The 19,036-nt window shown below is 36.7% G+C and carries 14 protein-coding genes; all 14 read right to left on the bottom strand.

Features of this window, described 5'->3' with window-relative positions; genetic code table 11:
• Positions 1-413: 413 nt before the first annotated feature.
• The gene (gene ftsZ, locus JFU18_RS23555) at positions 414-1,568 is read right to left on the bottom strand and encodes a cell division protein FtsZ (RefSeq protein ID WP_002014730.1); all 1,155 of its coding nucleotides are present in this window, start codon (positions 1,566-1,568) and stop codon (positions 414-416) included.
• Between the two features lie 39 nt (positions 1,569-1,607).
• Entirely contained in the window at positions 1,608-2,909 is a 1,302-nt protein-coding gene (gene ftsA / locus JFU18_RS23550; RefSeq protein WP_002014731.1) for a cell division protein FtsA, read from the bottom strand.
• A 401-nt stretch (positions 2,910-3,310) separates the two neighbouring features.
• Positions 3,311-4,081 (bottom strand): cell division protein DivIB, encoded by a 771-nt coding sequence (gene divIB, locus JFU18_RS23545; protein ID WP_002014733.1) that lies wholly within the window; start codon positions 4,079-4,081, stop codon positions 3,311-3,313.
• A gap of 98 nt (positions 4,082-4,179) precedes the next feature.
• Positions 4,180-5,085, bottom strand: coding sequence for a UDP-N-acetylmuramate dehydrogenase (gene murB / locus JFU18_RS23540; protein ID WP_002033752.1), 906 nt, complete (start codon positions 5,083-5,085; stop codon positions 4,180-4,182).
• Between the two features lie 61 nt (positions 5,086-5,146).
• On the bottom strand, positions 5,147-6,241 hold the full coding sequence (murG, locus tag JFU18_RS23535; protein ID WP_002088269.1) for an undecaprenyldiphospho-muramoylpentapeptide beta-N-acetylglucosaminyltransferase: 1,095 nt from the start codon (positions 6,239-6,241) through the stop codon (positions 5,147-5,149).
• Positions 6,242-6,343: 102 nt separating this feature from the next.
• Positions 6,344-7,435: a stage V sporulation protein E gene (gene spoVE, locus JFU18_RS23530; RefSeq protein WP_002014736.1), complete on the bottom strand. Its 1,092-nt coding sequence runs from the start codon at positions 7,433-7,435 to the stop codon at positions 6,344-6,346.
• Between the two features lie 89 nt (positions 7,436-7,524).
• On the bottom strand, positions 7,525-8,877 hold the full coding sequence (gene murD / locus JFU18_RS23525) for a UDP-N-acetylmuramoyl-L-alanine--D-glutamate ligase (RefSeq protein ID WP_002142942.1): 1,353 nt from the start codon (positions 8,875-8,877) through the stop codon (positions 7,525-7,527).
• Positions 8,878-9,852 carry a phospho-N-acetylmuramoyl-pentapeptide-transferase gene (gene mraY / locus JFU18_RS23520; protein WP_002014738.1) on the bottom strand — a complete coding sequence of 325 codons (975 nt, stop codon included), beginning with the start codon at positions 9,850-9,852 and terminating at the stop codon, positions 8,878-8,880.
• Positions 9,853-9,874: 22 nt separating this feature from the next.
• Entirely contained in the window at positions 9,875-11,350 is a 1,476-nt protein-coding gene (locus JFU18_RS23515) for a UDP-N-acetylmuramoyl-L-alanyl-D-glutamate--2,6-diaminopimelate ligase (RefSeq protein ID WP_201034265.1), read from the bottom strand.
• Positions 11,351-11,560: 210 nt separating this feature from the next.
• Positions 11,561-13,477 carry a stage V sporulation protein D gene (locus JFU18_RS23510; RefSeq protein ID WP_002014741.1) on the bottom strand — a complete coding sequence of 639 codons (1,917 nt, stop codon included), beginning with the start codon at positions 13,475-13,477 and terminating at the stop codon, positions 11,561-11,563.
• Between the two features lie 81 nt (positions 13,478-13,558).
• Positions 13,559-15,706, bottom strand: a complete 2,148-nt coding sequence (locus tag JFU18_RS23505; RefSeq protein WP_434088053.1) for a penicillin-binding protein — start codon at positions 15,704-15,706, stop codon at positions 13,559-13,561.
• A gap of 22 nt (positions 15,707-15,728) precedes the next feature.
• Positions 15,729-16,091, bottom strand: coding sequence for a cell division protein FtsL (gene ftsL, locus JFU18_RS23500; protein WP_002014745.1), 363 nt, complete (start codon positions 16,089-16,091; stop codon positions 15,729-15,731).
• A 15-nt stretch (positions 16,092-16,106) separates the two neighbouring features.
• Complete coding sequence (rsmH, locus tag JFU18_RS23495) at positions 16,107-17,039, bottom strand: 16S rRNA (cytosine(1402)-N(4))-methyltransferase RsmH (RefSeq protein WP_002014746.1); 933 nt, start codon at positions 17,037-17,039, stop codon at positions 16,107-16,109.
• A 366-nt stretch (positions 17,040-17,405) separates the two neighbouring features.
• Positions 17,406-19,022, bottom strand: a complete 1,617-nt coding sequence (gene bshC, locus JFU18_RS23490; RefSeq protein WP_201050350.1) for a bacillithiol biosynthesis cysteine-adding enzyme BshC — start codon at positions 19,020-19,022, stop codon at positions 17,406-17,408.
• Between the last annotated feature and the right edge of the window lie 14 nt (positions 19,023-19,036).

Below are 19,036 nucleotides of genomic sequence, written 5' to 3'. Positions count from 1 at the left end.
TCCAATAGGAAAGTGTGTCAATTGGTGGAGGGATTTTTTTGTTATTTTGTGTTTTCTAGACATAATCTGTCGGTAAAAAATAAAAGTGTATTTTTCATAGAATAATATAAATTTTTTACTTGTATACATAATAATTGAATTATATATATACAAAGTTTATCTTGCTATTTGCGGGCAGTAAGACCCTGCCTCAAAATTCAGCTATAAAAAAGTACAGAAGTTAAGTGGGCGTCGGGCTAACAATCATTTTTGGATGAACACCCCCGACTAATTAAAGTTTCAATTTATTTATCACAGCTTATGGTTTAAAAATAGGACTGGGCTCTCCATATGCAAAATAAAAAAAAAGATCTGCTTAGCAGATCTTTTCCATTTAGACAACAAAAAAAAGGAGCATGAAAGCTCCTTTTCTTTTATCGTCTACGACGGTTACGTAAGAATGCTGGAATATCGATGTCATCTGAATCTGTATGACGATCATGCACAACCGGCTCTTCACGTTTCATTTCACGCTTAACTTCACGTTGTTTTGAAGGTTGAGCTACTGGTTGTTGTTGCTGTTGTGTGTGATTCGCAGTCGGACGGATAATTGGTTTTGGTGGTTGTGTCGAAGCACTATCATCAAAACCAGTTGCAATTACAGTGACAACGATATCATCTTTTAATCCTTCATTAATAACAGAACCGAAGATCATATTTACTTCTGGATCCGAAGCTGAAGCTACAATGTCTGCTGCTTCTTGTACTTCATATAAACTTAAGTTTGCGCCACCCGTAATGTTCATAATAACACCTTGAGCTCCATCAATAGATGTTTCTAGTAATGGACTAGAAATCGCTTTTTTCGCAGCTTCCGCAGCACGATTTTCACCATTACCAGAACCGATACCCATTAAAGCAGAACCTCTATTAGACATAATTGTTTTTACGTCTGCAAAGTCTAAGTTAATTAGACCTGGTGTAGCAATTAAATCAGAAATACCTTGAACACCTTGACGTAATACGTTATCTGCTTCACGGAACGCTTCTAACATTGGCGTATTTTTATCAACAATCTCTAATAAGCGATCATTTGGAATTACGATAAGTGTATCTACATTTTCTTTAAATGACGCAATACCAGATGCAGCTTGAGTTGCACGTTTACGCCCTTCAAATGTAAATGGACGTGTTACAACACCAACTGTTAACGCGCCTAGTTCTTTTGCAACTTGAGCAACAACTGGAGCTGCACCAGTTCCAGTTCCGCCGCCCATACCAGCAGTTACGAAGACCATATCCGCGCCACGAAGCGCTTCTTGAATCTGTTCTTTACTTTCTTCTGCAGCTTTTTTCCCTACTTCAGGGTTTGCGCCTGCACCAAGTCCACGCGTTAATTTTCCACCAATTTGCATTTTCGTTTCAGCTTTTGATAGATTTAATGCTTGTGCATCAGTATTCACAGCGATAAAGTCTACACCTTGTACACCGTGTTCAATCATACGGTTTACAGCGTTGTTTCCGCCACCGCCGACACCGATAACTTTTATATTCGCTAATTGATCTTGAGTAGTATCAAACTCTAACATGTCGAAATCCCCCTAGAACCTCATTTTTCGTGTCCAATTTTAATCCCATAAATAACGGAATGCACGTTTTACTTTTGACATCATGCGGTCATCATTTTGATTAGTATTGTTTTGATTACGAGTTTTTTGTTTCGCAGGTTGCTGTTGTACCGGCATTGGTGCTGGTACTGGTTCAAAATGTTCTTGCTTTTCCTGCACATTTTTCCCACGTAATTTAGCTTTTTGATAAGAATGTTTAATTAATCCAACTCCACTTGTATATTGAGGCTCACGAACACCAATATAATCAGGAGTTGCTATACGAACATTTTCATGTAAAATATCGTATGCAAGATCAAGAACACCCGGCATAGAAGCTATCCCACCAGTTAGTACATATCCAGAAGCAGCTTGCTTTACTCCTAACTTATGCACTTCATCTTGAACAAACATTAAAATTTCCTCTACACGAGCCTCTATTATATCCGATAATTCCAACTGAGAATATTGTTCTGTTTGATCGCTTCCCATAATAGGAACCGTAAACATCTCTTCTTCAGATGCTGTATCATAAAAAGCATGTCCATATTTCAGCTTAATTTGATCTGCATTTTCTGTTGAAGTTTTCAGCCCAATCGCTATATCCTTCGTTATATGATCTCCACCTAATGGCAATACGCTCGTTGCTTGCAACTCTCCATCTTTAAAAATAGATAAGGTTGTAGATCCTCCGCCCATATCAACAAGGGCTACCCCTCTATTTCTTTCATCCGAAGATAACGCAACTGTCGCTGCCGCTAAAGGTTGCAGACAAATATCAACAATTTCAAGACCTGCTTTTTCTACACAACGAAGTAGGTTATGTAGTAAAGTTCTCGAGCCTGTAATAAGTGTACCTTCCATTTCTAATCTTACACCGATCATCCCGCGTGGATCGTTAATCTCGTCAAGACCGTCTACAATGAACTGTCGAGGTACCACATCAATAAATTCACGTTCAGGAGCAATTGACACAACTTGCGCTGCATCTAGAACGCGTAAGACATCTTCATTCCCGATTTCACGATCTTCATTTGAAACAGCGACTACTCCGTGACACGGGAGCAACTGTACCTGGTTTGCATTGACACCTACTACAACTTGCTCAATGTGGATACCCACCATGCGCTCAGCTTGTTCAATTGCTTTTTTAATTGATCGAACAGTTTCATCTATATCAACTATCGATCCCTTTTTCAAACCATTTGATTTTACGTTTCCAACACCAATAATGTTTAAGCTATCATTAACCATTTCACCAATGATGACTTTAACATTGGATGTACCGATGTCAAGACTAACATATATTTCATTGCTGTTCATTCTTTGGCACCTCCTTCTTTATTTATACCATACAACTCAATATATGGAACAACAATCGCAACTTTACTATTTATAAGAAAAATATTCAACGTCTTTGTACGTTTCCCTTTTTTAACCCTATATTTTTCTTATTTTTATTTAACATTCATTTAAGAATATCGCAGTAACCTGTGAATAACTGCTCTATCTTGAAATAATTATATTTCAAGTGTAAAGATTACCGCCAAGTATAAGTCTACACTAAGATGTACTTGTAGAAAAGTGAAACTTGTACCAATCCTAGTATGAATCTAAGAAAATTTACATTTTTTTCATCAAATTAAGCATTCTTGCAAATTAGCATCCATATAAAAGAACGTTTGTTTCATTTCATACGTAATAACGCAGTAAAAACTATCATTCTATTCTTTCTTTTCTTCAGCACCTAGTTCCTTCGTATATGCACCCACTTCTAAGTCAATTAAAACCTTCTTACCAGGTTCAATTGTTTTTAAAATAAGTGGATAAGCTTCCATTCGCTTTGCGAAATTTTGAATAGTGGTGCTCACTTCATATCCTTCATTCATATATAAAGTAAGATGATCTTCATTTGCGTTCGTTGGTGTATAACGGATTTCAGAAATAGACCTTAAAATAGTTGGCGTTAATTTTTCTAGTTCTGCAATTAATTCCTTCATTTTTTCCTCTTTAAATGGTTCAAAAATTGGTGCTGCAACTGGAAGCTTTCCGTTCGGAAGTACATCGAGTGTTTTCCCATTTTCTAATAACGGTTGTAATTTCCCATCTTTGTTTATATAGCCAATTGTTAAATATTCTTCGATATGAACATCAATTTTGTTTGGGAAACGTTTTTTTACATTTACCTCTTTAATTTCTTTTCGTTTCGTTAAGTTTTCTTCTGCTTTATGTGCTGTTACTCGGAAATAACTCGTATCATATGTCACACCTGATTCCTTCATAACTTGTTCATCTGTCATATAATGATTTCCAAAGACACTTATCTTTTTTATATTACTAAGCGGAGACCGAAAATAAATTAAAAAGAGTACTAATAAAAATAAAATCGATATGTATAAAATTAACCGATGATTAACAGGTTTCTTATTTTTTTTATTTTGATTCTTTAATTTTGGTACACGATCTTGTAGTTTAATCACTTTACTATTTTTCATGTACGATCCCCCTATGTAACATAAAGAACGGCATGTTCCTCATGCCGTTCTTATCTTCTTATTATAACATAAATGATAATGAGCGGAACGAACAACCGTTATCTTCCAATTATTTCTACTTCTGTATGCATATCAACACCAAATTTATCTTTAATTGTACGCTTTACCAATGCGATTAAGTCTAATACATCTTGCGCTGAGGCCACACCAGTATTAACAATAAAATTCCCATGCATTTCAGAAATTTGAGCTCCGCCTATTGTATAACCACGAAGCCCTGATTTTTCTATTAAATCTCCTGCAAAATAGGGGACTGGATTTCGAAATATACTTCCTGCACAAGGGTGATTCCAAGGCTGCGTTTCACGGCGATACTCTTTATTCTTTTGCATGCTTCTTACAATTCCCTCGCGTTCGCCTACCTCCAATTGGAATTCAGCTTCCAAAACAATACCAGGGCGTTTCATTTGCAATACAGATGTGCGATAAGAAAAGCCCATTTCGGTATTCGTCAACCAATTAATTGTTCCATTGTCAAACAAAATACGAGCTTTCGTTAATACACTCGATATGTCGGACTTATGAGCGCCTGCATTCATATACACTGCACCGCCAACACTTCCTGGAATACCACTTGCAAATTCCAGGCCCGCTAATCCCTGTCGACTAAGTAAAGTTGACAATTTAATAAGGGGATATCCAGCACCGACTCTTACTCTATGTTTTTCGACTTCTAAATGGTCTAATCCTTCTCCTAAACGAATAACCACACCTTCTATACCTTGATCAGATACGAGAAGATTTGAACCACGACCAATTGCAGTCCACCTTGTCTTGTACTTCTTTACTAACTCTAGAGTCTTCTCAATACCAGCAACATGCTTTGGTACAATTAAAATATCAGCTGGTCCGCCTATTTTCATAGTCGTGTAACGCGCTAACGGTTCATTAACTAACACGCGACCAACATTTGCTTCTAAAAGCTCTTTTACTAATTGTTCCATAGACAATCTCCCCCATATCAAGTCTCCTTATTACAGTAATATGCGGGGCGTTCACCTAATGTTATTTTTTAATAAGCTTGTTCATTACTTCATATAGCTTATTTGCTGCATCTGGAATACCAAGTTGCTTAGTAGCCAGTTTCATATTTTGTAATGTTTGTGTATCCAATAAAATCTCATCAATGTCACGAATAAGCGTTTCAGATGTTAAATCTTTTTCAAGTAGCATTTTAGCTGCTCCTTTATCAACAACTGATCGTGCATTTTTTTCTTGATGGTTATTTGTTACGTACGGACTTGGAATTAATACACTCGGCTTTCCTAACGCTGTTAATTCTGCAAGCGTTGTAGCCCCTGCCCTTGAAACAACAAGATCTACACCCGTCAGTACCTCTGGCATATTATGAATAAAAGGTTTAATAATAACATTATTCGGATTCCCTTTTTGTTTCACGGCTTCCATAACTTTATCATAATGTACTTCGCCTGTTACATATAATACTTCGTAACTTTTATTCCCAAATTGTTCAATCGCTTCTACAAAAGCATCGTTAATCGGTCTAGCCCCGCGGCTCCCACCAAAAATAAGCACGGATTTTTTAGAAAGGGATAGTCCTACCGAACGTTTTCCTTTCATTCCATTTTGGTCCATTACTTCTGATGCACGTGGATTACCTGTCATAACCACTTTTGACTGTGGAAAATGTTCTGCCGCTGCTTCAAAACAAACTGCAACTTTATCGACATAACGACTTAAAAATTTATTCGTTACACCAGGTACACTATTTTGTTCATGGACAATAGTCGGAATACCTAATTTAGCCGCAGCATATACAACTGGCCCACATACGTATCCACCCGTACCAATCACAATATCAGGGTTAAAACGACGAATATATCGTTTACTATCTTGAACACCTTTTAGGAAACGCATCACGGTTTTTACATTATCAAGAGATATTTTTCGTTTAAATCCACTTATAACAATAGATTGGAACGGAATACCCGCTTTCGGTACGATGGTACTCTCTAATCCATTCTCTGTACCAATGTATAAAAATCTTGCTTCCGGATTTAGTTTTTTTATTTCTCTAATTAAAGCAAGAGCTGGATAAATATGTCCTCCAGTACCCCCACCACTTACTAATACTCGCACTACTGATTCCTCCACTTCCCTGTTCTTATTCAATCGTATTTATTTCTATATACATATTGTATTTTCACACACACACGAAAAACCCTGTCTTTTAAACAGGGTTTAATAGCGAGAATGGCGACTTATATTCAATAATACACCTACTGCCATTAACATTAAGGTCAAACTTGATCCACCATAACTTAAAAATGGCAAAGTAATACCGGTAACAGGCATCAGTCCTGTTACAACACCAACATTAATCATTACTTGAATCGCAATCATCGCCACAATACCTACTGCTAAAAACGTACCATATAAATCTGGCGCTCCTAATGCTATACGAATCCCACGCCATAATAATAGACTAAATAATAATAACACAAATGAACCACCAATAAAACCTAATTCCTCAGATAAGATTGCAAATATAAAGTCTGTTTGTGGTTCAGGTAAATAAAGAAATTTTTGTCTACTTTGTCCAAGTCCAAGCCCAAATAAACCACCAGGTCCAATTGCGAGTAACGATTGGATAATTTGAAATCCACTTCCGAGCGGATCCGACCACGGATCTAAATATGATGTGATGCGTTTCATTCGATATGGCGCTGATGCAATTAACCCTACAAATCCCGCTGCACCAAGCAAACCAAACATTGCAAAGTGAAAGACCCTTGCTCCCGAAATAAATATCATAATAATACATGTCCCAATCATTACCGTTCCCGTACCAAGATCTGGCTGTAACATAATTATCCCAAAAGCTAGAAATACAAAACTAAGAGCCGGTAGTAAACCTCGTTTAAAAGATGTAATTAATTTTTGTCGTTCCGCTAAAAATTTTGCTAAGAAAATAATCATCGCGAATTTCATAAACTCTGACGGTTGGATAGAAAATGCCCCGATTCCAATCCAACTTCGCGCCCCTCCACGAACGAGACCTACTCCAGGAATAAGAACGAGAATAAGAAGAACGAAACAAACTAGTAAAATTACTTTTGAATACGTACGCCATACCCAATAATCAATTTTCATCAGAAAAAACATAGCTACTACCCCAAGACTCGCAAATAACAATTGTCTTTTTGCAAAAAAGAATGAATCCCCCATTTTATAAGAGGCCCAAACCGCACTCGCACTATAAACCATAATCATTCCGATTGTTAACAACGCAAGTGTAACGATGATGAGAATAAAATCAGGCGTTTTCTTCATTACCCATGAACACCACCTCTTTGGGCAGAACCTTTGCCCTATGTAACAAAACATCAGTAGGTGTTAGCCTACTGATGTTTTGATTTACTTTATATAAGTTTATGCACAGCTTGTATAAAAATGTCTCCTCTTTCTTCAAATGTTTTAAATTGATCCCAGCTTGCACATGCTGGTGAAAGAAGAATTACATCACCATCGGTAGAATGAGCATAAGCTTTCACTACTGCATCATCTAAAGTATCGACACTTTCAATTACATCTAATCCTGCTTTTTCTGCCGCTCTTACTAATTTTGGTGCAGTTTGTCCAAATGTCACAATCGCTTTGACATGTTTAAAATATGGAATTAAATCATCAAATTCATTACCACGATCAAGTCCACCAGCCAATAATACAATCGGTTGTGTAAATGCAGATAATGCTTTTTCTGTCGCTAGCATATTCGTCGCTTTTGAATCATTATAAAATTTACGATTATTAATCGTTGTTACATATTCTAAGCGATGTTTTACACCTGTAAAACTTTTTAACACAGCAGTAATTGCTTCATTAGAAACACCTAGTAATTTAGCAATACTCATTGCTGCTAAAATATTTTCTAAATTGTGCTTACCAGGTAAAACAATATCACTTACTTTAACTACTTTTTCGCCTTTAAAATAAAGAGCGTTATCTTTTATATACGCACCATCTTCAATTTCTTTCGTCGTCGAAAATAATACTTTCTGTCCTTTACTATATGCCGATAACGCCATGACATCTGCATCATCTGCGTTAATTATACTATAATCTGCTTCAGTTTGGTTTTTGAAAATATTCGCTTTCGCCAAACCATACTCTTTCTTCGTCCCGTGATAATCTAAATGCGCTTCAAATAAATTTAAAAAGGCTGCAATTTTTGGTTGGAACGATTCCACTCCCATCAATTGAAACGATGAAAGTTCCGTAACGACAACTTCATTTTCCTTCGCCAATTGTGCAACTTCACAAGCTACAGTACCTATATTCCCCGCAATAACTGGGTGCTTTTGTCCTTCTTTTAACATTTCAAACGTTAACATTGTCGTTGTTGTTTTACCGTTAGATCCCGTAATCCCAACAAACGGTGCTGCTGAAATGGAATATGCTAATTCAACCTCAGTTACAATTGGAATTTGTTTTTCTTTCGCCGCCACTAAGAGTGGATTAGAATATGGAATTCCTGGATTTTTTACGACAAGTGAAATGTTTCTCTCCAGCAATTCTAATGGATGTCCACCACATACAACATCCATTCCTTCCGCTTGTAACTCAGCTGCAAGCACATTACCCGCTAATGGTTTCCCATCATTTACAATGACGTTTGCCCCTAACTTTTTTAATAAAGTAGCTGCTGCATAACCACTTTTAGCAATACCTAATACAAGAACATTTTTATTTTGATATTCAGTTACAGTTTTCAATTACATCCACACCCCGATATAAATTCCTAGCACAGCTAATAAAAATCCTACAGACCAAAACGTTACAACAACGCGCCACTCTGACCAACCACATAATTCATAATGATGATGTAATGGACTCATTTTAAAGACACGCTTTCCTGTTGTTTTGAACGAAATAACTTGGATAATAACAGATAAAGTTTCCGCTACGAATACACCGCCAATAATAACGAGTAACAATTCTTGTTTTAACAAAATCGCTACAGCTGCGATAGCACCACCTAAAGCTAGAGAACCAGTATCCCCCATAAATACTTTCGCTGGATTCGCATTGAATACTAAAAAGCCAAGTACAGCTCCTACGACTGCCATACAGAAAATCGCTACCCCAAATTGTTCTTGAGCTACAGCAATAATACTAAATGCTCCGAATGCAATAGCAGCTGTTCCTGATAATAAACCATCTAAACCATCTGTTAAATTAACCGCATTTGATCCACCAATAAGCATAAATAATACGAGAACAAAATACGCCCAGCCTAATTCAAATTTAACATCAGTTCCTGGAATCATGATATACGTGTGAAATGCTTGCCCTTTTCCAATTAAAAAGAACGCAATAGCAATTACAAGCTGACCAATCAATTTTTGTTTTGATGTTAAACCAAGATTTCTTTTCTTTACTACTTTTATGTAGTCATCTAAAAATCCGATTAATCCGTACCCAAATGTAACTAATAATAACAATGATACTTCTGCACCTAAATTGTTAAATTTAATCGCCATAATAAGCGTAGTCACCATCATAGATACATATATGACAATACCACCCATCGTTGGTGTCCCTGATTTCTTTTGGTGTGACTTCGGTCCTTCGTCACGAATACTCTGTCCGAACTTTAACTTTCTTAAAAATGGAATAAATAATGGCGAAAGGGCAACAGAAATTAAAAATGCTACCCCAGCCGTTACTAATAAACCTTGTTCAAGCACATGTAGTCCTCCTCTCATGCTGTTACACTTCGTTGTTTAAACGCTCCGTGATTGCTTCTTTAGCAACTTCACGATCGTCAAAATGATGAACTTCTTTACCAATAATTTGATACGTTTCATGCCCTTTACCAGCAATAATAATAATATCTTCTGCTTTTACTTTCGAGATAGCGGAACGTATCGCTTCTTTTCGATCGACAATTACTTCATAATTATTCCCATTCACATCATTTACCATATCATCTAAAATAGCCTTCGGATCTTCACTTCTTGGATTATCTGATGTATAAATTGCATGAGTTGCATATTCGGTTGCGACACTTGCCATTATTGGTCTTTTCGTTCTATCTCTATCACCACCGCAACCAACGATACAATATACATCGCCTTTTGCAAACTGTTTTGCTGTTTTTAGTACGTTCTCTAAGCTATCAGGTGTATGCGCATAGTCAACAATAACTGTGTAATTTTGTCCACCATTTACAACTTCAAAACGTCCAGGAACGCCAGCAAGCTCTTTAATTACATCAATAATTGTTTGTAAGCTCACTCCTGAAACAAGACCTGCTGCTGTAGCAGCTAACACGTTGTATACATTAAACTTACCAATTAATTTCATCGTAACATTTACAGTTTCATACGGTGTTACAAGTGTAAATGTTGTACCGCCACTCGTCATTACGATATCTCGTGCCATAATGTCGCTTGCAACATCTATACCGTATGTTACAACAGTAGCTGCTGTACTTCTCATATACTCTTCTGCTACTGGATCATCACTGTTTAATATAGCGTATTTTTCACGATTATGATGATAACTATTGCCAAGCTGTGCGAAAAGCAACCCTTTCGCATGTTTATATTCTTCCATCGTTTTATGATAGTCTAAATGATCTTGTGTTAAATTCGTAAATACTGCAACATCATAATCGCACCCGTGTACACGGCCAAGATCTAAAGCATGAGACGAAACTTCCATTACTGTGCTATCCACACCTTGTTCAACCATTTTTGAAAATGTCTGTTGAAGTGTTAGTGCATCTGGTGTTGTATTTTTCACCTCAAATGTTTCATCACCGATTTTCATATTAATCGTTCCAATTAGCCCTGTTTTATGACCATGTGCGCGCATAATTTCATCCATAATATGCGATGTTGTTGTCTTTCCATTTGTACCTGTAATACCGATTAAATGTAACTTGTGTGTTGGTTGGCCATAAAAATAATCAGCTAAAACCGCTAGCGAACGAAAAGTATTTTTCACAAGTACAACTGGAACGTCAACATCAATTGGTCTTTCCGCAACAATAGCAGCCGCTCCTTGTGCGGCTGCTTGCTTAGCAAAGTCATGGCTATCAACCGTATATCCTTTCATACATATAAATAAGCTTCCCTCTTTCACTTTACGTGAATCCGCTTCAATAGATGTTATTTCTGGATTTTCTGTTGGAACAACTGGAAAATCATGCAAACATGATACAAGTGTATGCAACTTCATTTCACTAAACCCTCTCTACATTGTTTATTTATCTCTTATTTTAGCAAGTAACACGTTACCTCCTAGTTATATAAAAATAGGAGGTAAGTGCTACTATAGTCTAATCAATAGATTTATTTATTAATGAGACACTTATCGTCTCAAGTAAAGCAATTTTTCTATAAAGAACTCACTTCCACCAATTGTACCATAAAACACAATCAGTTACCTTTAATTCCCGAAGTAAATTCTAACTTTTGAACCCTCTTTTACTTTAGCTCCTGCTTCTGGTGATTGTTTAATTACTTTCCCACCATCACCACTTATATCAAGCTTCAAGTCTACAAGTTGCGTTTGTAAATCTTTCTTTTTCATACCAATTAAATTAGGAACTTCCACAGTTGGTGTATCGCCCCATTTATATTCTTTCTCAACTTGCTCTTTTCTCGGTTCCACTCCCATTACAGGAAGTGCGTCACGAAGAATATTCCCAACAATAGGTGCTGCTACAACTCCACCAAATTGAGTGACTCCTTTTGGATTATCCACTGCTACATAAACAACAATTTGCGGATCGTCAGCTGGAGCAAAACCGATAAATGATACAATGTAGTTATTATCTAAATATTTTCCATCTTTCACCTTTTGAGCAGTTCCAGTTTTTCCACCTACACGATATCCATCAATATAAGCCCCTTTACCCGAACCTTTCGCTACAACATTCTCTAATGCGTAACGAACTTTCTCTGAAGTTTCCTTGGAAATAACTTCCCTTTTCGCAACAGGTGTCTTTTTGCTGACAACTTGATTATTCTTCGGATCAATAAATTCCTTCGCTATATATGGCTGATACAAAGTTCCACCATTTACAGCGGCCGCTACAGCTGCTACTTGTTGAATCGGTGTAACAGAAACACCTTGCCCAAATGAAGTCGTCGCTTGCTCGACTGGACCAACTTTATCTAAATTAAATAAAATCCCGCTACCTTCACCTTGTAAATCAATTCCGGTCTTCTGTCCAAACCCGAAATTGCGAATGTATTTAAACAATCGATCTTTACCAAGACGATCACCGAGTTCAATAAATCCTGGGTTACAAGAGTTTTGAACTACCTCTAAAAACGTTTGGCTACCATGGCCGCCAGCTTTCCAACACCGCAATCTAGCTCCACCAACTTCAGCTGCCCCATCATCATAAAATGTATCTTTCTCTAAGTCTACTAAATTTTCATTCAAGGCTGCAGCTAATGTAATAATCTTAAATGTTGACCCCGGCTCATACGTACTCCATACAGGTAAGTTTCTGTTATATACTTCCGGAGAAACACTTTGGAAATCTGCTGGATCAAAACTTGGTCGACTTGACATACCTAAAATTTCACCATTTTTCGGATTCATTGCAATTGCTATCATACCGTCAGGATTATACGTTGATTCCGCAATATTCATTTCTCTTTCCATAATCCTCGTAATGCGTGAATCAATTGTTAATCCTAAATTCAAGCCGGCTTCTGGTTTTTTGAAATCATCTCCAACGTTAGGCATTCTCTGTCCTTTCGCGTCTGCAAAAAATCGCACATGACCTTTATCACCATTTAGCTCTTTATCATAATATTTCTCTAGTCCCATAAGCCCTTGATTATCACTGCCCGCAAATCCTAATACGTGTGACAAAAAATTACCGAATGGATAGTACCGGATAGAATCCTCTGCGATGTACACACCCTTTAAACTTAATCCGCGTACTTCTTTCGCTTTGTCATGCGATATTTTCCTTCCGCCTTTATCAAGCCTTACAATCGATTCTTTTTTTGTAATCCGCTTATAAACATCATCTTTTTCCACACCTAATACTGCAGCTAACTTCTCTGCAGTCTCTGCTGGTTTTTCAATTTGCCTCGGCACAACAAAGACGGTCGGTGCACTTTTATTCGTAGCAAGCTCCACACCATTTCGATCTAAAATTTTCCCTCGCTCTGGTTCAAAAGTAATATTACGACTCCATGAATCCTTCGCACGATCCGTTAACATATTTCCAAGAAAAAATTGCACATATCCAAGACGAATATCGATAATGGTGAAAATGAGTATACCCGATATAAGTATAAAAATAAGTCGTTTTCTAACTGTTACATTTGATACACGCATATTGGAACAAGCCTCCCTTACGCCTAGCTTGTTCCAATATATGCTTGTACTTATTTAATTAGAACTTCTTCCCTATTACCATTATGGCTTTTCTGCTTCTTGCTGCGGTTCAAGTGGTGGTACGAGTGTTACACCTAATTCTGTACCAGGTTGCAACAATGTCCCTTCCGCTACACTTTGCTCAGTTACATATCCTGTACCAGAAGGTTTTAAGTTAAGCTTTAATGTTTTTGCTAAATTCATAACATCACGCAGTGCCCATCCCTGTATATTTGGCATTGTAGGTTTATCTCCTACTAAGAAGACTCGATCACCCTTTAATGTTTGTTCAGTTGCTTTTGGCACTTGCTGCTGCACTTTACCTTCACCTAATACGATTGGACGAAGTTTTGCTTTATCAATTGCTTTTTTCGCTTCTTCCATCGTTTTTCCGGTTACATCTGGAACGACAGTTTGTTGTTCTTTCACATATTTTTTCGGGTCTTTTACTTCATTCGGCTTAATCTTTAAGTACTCTAAGCTATTTTTCGTTACATATTTAAAGATATCTGCTAAAGGCTTAGCCCCGTTTTCATCATCTTTTAATTTTGGTTGTTTAACTGCCACATACACAACAAGTTGCGGATCGTCCATCGGTGCCATACCTAAGAATGAGAATATATAATTCTCTCTTCCCGTCATATAGCCACCTTTCCCGTCAGGAATTTGTGCTGTACCTGTTTTCCCCCCAACTGAGTACCCATCAATTTTATATGCAGTTCCTGTTCCTTTCGGTGATGTAACAACACGTTCTAGTAATTGCCTTACTTGCGCTGCTGTATCTTTGGAAACAGGTTTCCCTACTTCTTTTGGTTTATGCTCTAGCTGTACTTTACCTGTTATTGGATCCACAATTTTATCAATTGTATAAGGTTTCATCATTTTCCCATCATTTGCAATCGCTGTTGCAGCTTGTACAAGTTGAATTGGTGTAACTGTAGAACCTTGTCCAAACGCTGTTGTTACTTGTTGTATTTGTTGATCAAATAAAATTGTATTTGACCCTTCACTAGGTAAATCAATGTTTGTTTTTTCATCTAATCCAAAATTATGAATATATTTCCGGAAACGATCTGGACCAAGTTTTTGATCACCTAAAATTGCAAACGCTACGTTTGAAGAGCGCTCTACCCCTTCATCAAAAGTAATAGAACCCCATCCAGCGCCGCCGTTGTGATCTTTTATTTTGCGATTACCAACTTGATATGTACCAGACTGATAAAAGTCTTGTCCATTATATACACCTTCATTAATGGCCGCCGCTAATGTGAAAATCTTCATTGTTGATCCCGGTTCAAATGCATTTGCAATTGCATCGTTATAATAATAATCCATCTTTCCCTGGTTCGGATCATAACCAGGTTTACTAGACATCGCTAATATTTTCCCCGTCTTTGGATCCGCAACAATTCCAATTAAATTTTCTGGTTCATAATGTTTACTCGCTTCTTTCATTGCGTCTTCTAAATAACTTTGAATACGTTGGTCAAGCGTTAAATACACATTATCTCCATTTTTAGGTGCCTTTACATTCACTTTCCCACCGTCAAGAGATACTCCTTTACGGTCCCCTGTATAAGCTACCTCACCATTAGAAGCACCTAAATACTTATCCAAACTCTTTTCTAAGCCAAATTGACCTACTGCGATTCCATTCTCATCAGGGCTGGCATGCCCTATGACGTAAGATGCGAAATCACCGTTTGGATATACTCTCGCATTTTCGGTGATAAAAGAGATTCCTGGCAATTTCAACGCTTCTATTTGTTCTTTCTTTTCTTTCGTCAAGCCCCTACCCAATGTTCCAAATTCCACTTGACTTCTATCTTTATTTAAAGCGGCTAAGATCGCATCTTCGCCCGTTCCGAGTACTCCAGCGATTTTCTTTGCAGTATCCTCTTTATCCTCAACAGGCTTAGCACCTTTTAATTCCGCTACCATTTTATAGGAATTTGCGTCTTGTGCTAGCACATGACCATTTTGGTCATAAATTGTTCCTCGATTTGCTTCGAGAACTCCTTTTTTACTATGTTTCTGTTCAGCAAGTTTCTTCAAATCATGATTGTCCACTGTTCCTGTTACTTGTATGTAAAAAAATCGGGCTAATAACAGCAAAAAGAGCAGGAGGAAAAATATCATAAAATAACCTGCTCCCTTATTGGTATGAAATTTGGTCATATTTCTCTTCATCTTTTCTTCACACCTATTTGCCTTACTTTAGGCCTTTCACATTATTCGCATTAATTTCTAGCCCGTGTTTTTTTGCAACTTCAGCGATACGTTCATAACGACTTAACTTTTCTACTTCAGCCTGCAATTCTTGATTTTCCTTTTGTTTTTTCACAATTTGTTCTTCTATCGTCGCTGCTTCTACATTAACTTGATATAGACCAGCTTTATTCCCAATAAATGCTACACAAGCATATAATAAAAATCCAATAAACGTTACGTACAATAGCTTTTCAATTCTTGTAATTTTCGTTTTAACTTTTGGCTTAACCATCTGCTGTGGCGGCGCTTGAATTTGTACCTCTTCTTGCGCCTGTTGTTTATACTTTACAGCTAAATTAGTCATACCTCTCTCTCCTTTTTATCGTTTTTCAGCGATTCTCAACTTCGCAGAACGCGCTCGATTATTTTCTTCTAATTCAATGTCAGAAGGTAAAATCGGTTTCCTTGTAATAAGCTTTAATTTCGGCTTAAATTCATCCGGAATAATCGGTAGTCCCTGTGGTAATTGCGGCGTTGTGCTATTTCGCTTAAACGTCGTTTTACAAATACGATCTTCTAAAGAATGGAATGTTATAACACTAACTCTTCCACCAGGCTTGACCATATCAATTGCAGATTCCAACGCTTCTTCAAATACTTTTAATTCATCATTTACAGCAATACGAATCGCTTGAAATACTCGCTTCGCAGGATGTCCACCTGTTCTACGTGCCGGAGCTGGAATACCTTCTTTAATTAATTCCACTAATTCTCCTGTCGTTTCAATAGCCTTATTCTCGCGATAAGCTTCAATTTTCCTTGTTATTTGCTTTGAAAATTTTTCTTCTCCGTATTGGAAGAAAATTCTTACGAGTTGTTCATATGACCAGCTGTTCACAACATCATATGCTGTTAATGGGGCATCTTGATCCATCCGCATATCTAACGGTGCATCATGATGATAACTAAAGCCACGCTCTGGTGTATCTAATTGTGGGGATGAAACACCTAAATCGAATAAAATCCCGTCTACTTCTGTGATACCTAATTCATGTAGTTTTTCAGATAAATAACGGAAGTTGCTCTTCACTGTTACAAATTGTTCACCATAAGAAGAAAATTTTTCCTTCGCATTTTGAATCGCTATTTCATCTTGATCAAATGCTATTAACTTTCCACCATCTGTTAGCTGAGATAATAAATAAGAACTATGTCCTCCTCCACCCAGTGTACAATCTACATATGTACCACTCGGTTTTATATCTAAGCCATCTACTGTTTCTTTCAAAAGTACTGTTACGTGTTTGAACATTGCTGCACCTACTCTTTTTCCAATTAATTATGTTAAATACATTTCTCACTCTACAAACACAATTTACTACTAGAGGATGAAATGCTACTAAAGAACGACTCATTTAACTTCCAACAAGGTAGTACGCTATACAAATCGCTATTTTATTTTATTATATACTAAATTTTATCATTTTTTGCGGGAATTTAAACAAAAACCTGTCGAAAAAGATATTAATCCGTTTACATTTTGTGCTATTTTGTCATATATATATACCTGATACATAGCGATTCATTACATTAAAATAAGATGGATAATTCAGAAATATTCCACTTCACAGTTAATTCAACAGAATAAAAATAAAATCCTGCTCAAAAGAGCAAGATTCTATAGTTTTATTACATGATGTTTTCCATCCCACGAAAAAGATTGTTCCATTACCCGGTCAACAAAATCAAGGCCGAACTGATTTAAATAATAACACACATTCCACACACGTTCTTGCGGTGCTCCTAATGGACGAAGCGCGAATTGTAAACGGCGGAATTTATTCAGTTGAACCTCATGTTTCTTCTCAACATTTCTTTTCAACATTTTTTCTAACAGTTCAATTTGCTCATTAATTTTCAGTTCATTTTTCCCCGCAAACTCATTTAACCCTGGATCTATTTTTTTCACGAATTGTTGTAATGATGTATGAATATCCATTATTTCTTTTTTCGCTTCTATAAATCGCTCGTCTATCGGCTCCTCTATTTGATTAGAAAGCCAATTGTCACGCAGATTATCTATATTATTTAGAAATGGATCAATTTCTTGCAAATCTAAATCATATAAATCTGTCGCTATATCTCGCTCCATATAAGTAATTGTAAGCCGCGGAACAACAGGTGGCATTTGGAAACCTACCGTATGAAACACTTGTTGCAATTCACTCCAATAAGCTAACTCCCCTGGACCGCCAATAAACGCTAACGTAGGAAACACATATTCTTGCATAAGAGGGCGCGTTACAACATTATTACTAAAACGTTCTGGACTTCTTTCCATCTCTTCCATCAATTCTTCATACGAAAATGAATGCACTCCATCTTTTCCAATAAACTTCCCTTGATTCTCTTCAAGCAATACTCGCTCATTATCAATTTCCATAAATATATGCACTGCATTTGTCTTCGTTTCAATAATCGGTTTAAAACCTAATTCCTTAAGTACTTCCTGTTGATTACGAAGCCCTACTTGAATTTCTTTATATTTACTTATAATTTGTTGTAAAAACGGCACTTCTAATTTTCTTAATGCAGGATGATGTGAATCTACAAGAATTAAACCAGAATTTGCGAACATTTTCGTAATAAGGTGCGCAAAGAAATCTACATATGTATGCGATTTACCTAAAGCATCATCAACAAATTGTAATACATCCTTTGTAAAATTCGTTTCCGGATATGTTTTAAAAATCTCTTCGACCCATTTTCTACAGTCTTCAATAGAAAACTCAGACTCAGAAGCACTCGCCTTTTTCGGATAACGATCATGAAAAATGGTCTTTTTTATTTTTTTATTTTTCGTTACAAATGTATGATTAATTTCATCCATATCATGGTCTTCACCGACAATCCAAAAGACAGGAACAACCCGAACCCCTAAGCTCTCTTCTTTTTCTTTTGCAAGCTGTAAAATTGAAATGATCTTATGAACTGTATAAAGCGGACCAGTTAATAACCCAGCTTGTTGTCCAGCTATAACTACATATGTATTTTCATCTTCAAGCGCTTTTATATTTTGAATTGTAAATTCTCCCGCTTGCAATTGTGTATTATATTCTAATAAATGCGTTACTAAATCTTGACGGAAAAACTCTCTCTCACGTAAATCATGTAAACGCTGTTTAAAAGCATCCTCTGTTAACAGATAATCAAAACATGACTGTATCTCTTTTTTACCGTTCATATAGTCCGCTACAACACCTTGTAGTGGAACAGAGATTTCTTTTATCTCCATATAATTCTTCCTTT

The sequence above is a fragment of the Bacillus sp. TH22 genome, assembly GCF_016651015.1.
GTDB lineage: Bacteria > Bacillota > Bacilli > Bacillales > Bacillaceae_G > Bacillus_A > Bacillus_A mycoides.
Note: the sequence above shows the minus strand (reverse complement) of the source record. Positions and strands in the feature narration are given on the sequence as shown.

Excerpts from the sequence above, each read along its gene's own strand:
- ftsA (WP_002014731.1), bottom strand. The coding sequence starts at position 2,909 with ATGAACAGCAATGAAATATATGTTAGTCTTGACATCGGTACATCCAAT.
- bshC (WP_201050350.1), bottom strand. The coding sequence starts at position 19,022 with ATGGAGATAAAAGAAATCTCTGTTCCACTACAAGGTGTTGTAGCGGAC.
- murB (WP_002033752.1), bottom strand. The coding sequence starts at position 5,085 with ATGGAACAATTAGTAAAAGAGCTTTTAGAAGCAAATGTTGGTCGCGTG.
- JFU18_RS23505 (WP_434088053.1), bottom strand. The coding sequence starts at position 15,706 with ATGAAGAGAAATATGACCAAATTTCATACCAATAAGGGAGCAGGTTAT.
- spoVE (WP_002014736.1), bottom strand. The coding sequence starts at position 7,435 with ATGAAGAAAACGCCTGATTTTATTCTCATCATCGTTACACTTGCGTTG.
- JFU18_RS23510 (WP_002014741.1), bottom strand. The coding sequence starts at position 13,477 with ATGCGTGTATCAAATGTAACAGTTAGAAAACGACTTATTTTTATACTT.
- ftsZ (WP_002014730.1), bottom strand. The coding sequence starts at position 1,568 with ATGTTAGAGTTTGATACTACTCAAGATCAATTAGCGAATATAAAAGTT.
- rsmH (WP_002014746.1), bottom strand. The coding sequence starts at position 17,039 with ATGTTCAAACACGTAACAGTACTTTTGAAAGAAACAGTAGATGGCTTA.
- ftsL (WP_002014745.1), bottom strand. The coding sequence starts at position 16,091 with ATGACTAATTTAGCTGTAAAGTATAAACAACAGGCGCAAGAAGAGGTA.
- JFU18_RS23515 (WP_201034265.1), bottom strand. The coding sequence starts at position 11,350 with ATGAAGTTGCATACACTTGTATCATGTTTGCATGATTTTCCAGTTGTT.
- divIB (WP_002014733.1), bottom strand. The coding sequence starts at position 4,081 with ATGAAAAATAGTAAAGTGATTAAACTACAAGATCGTGTACCAAAATTA.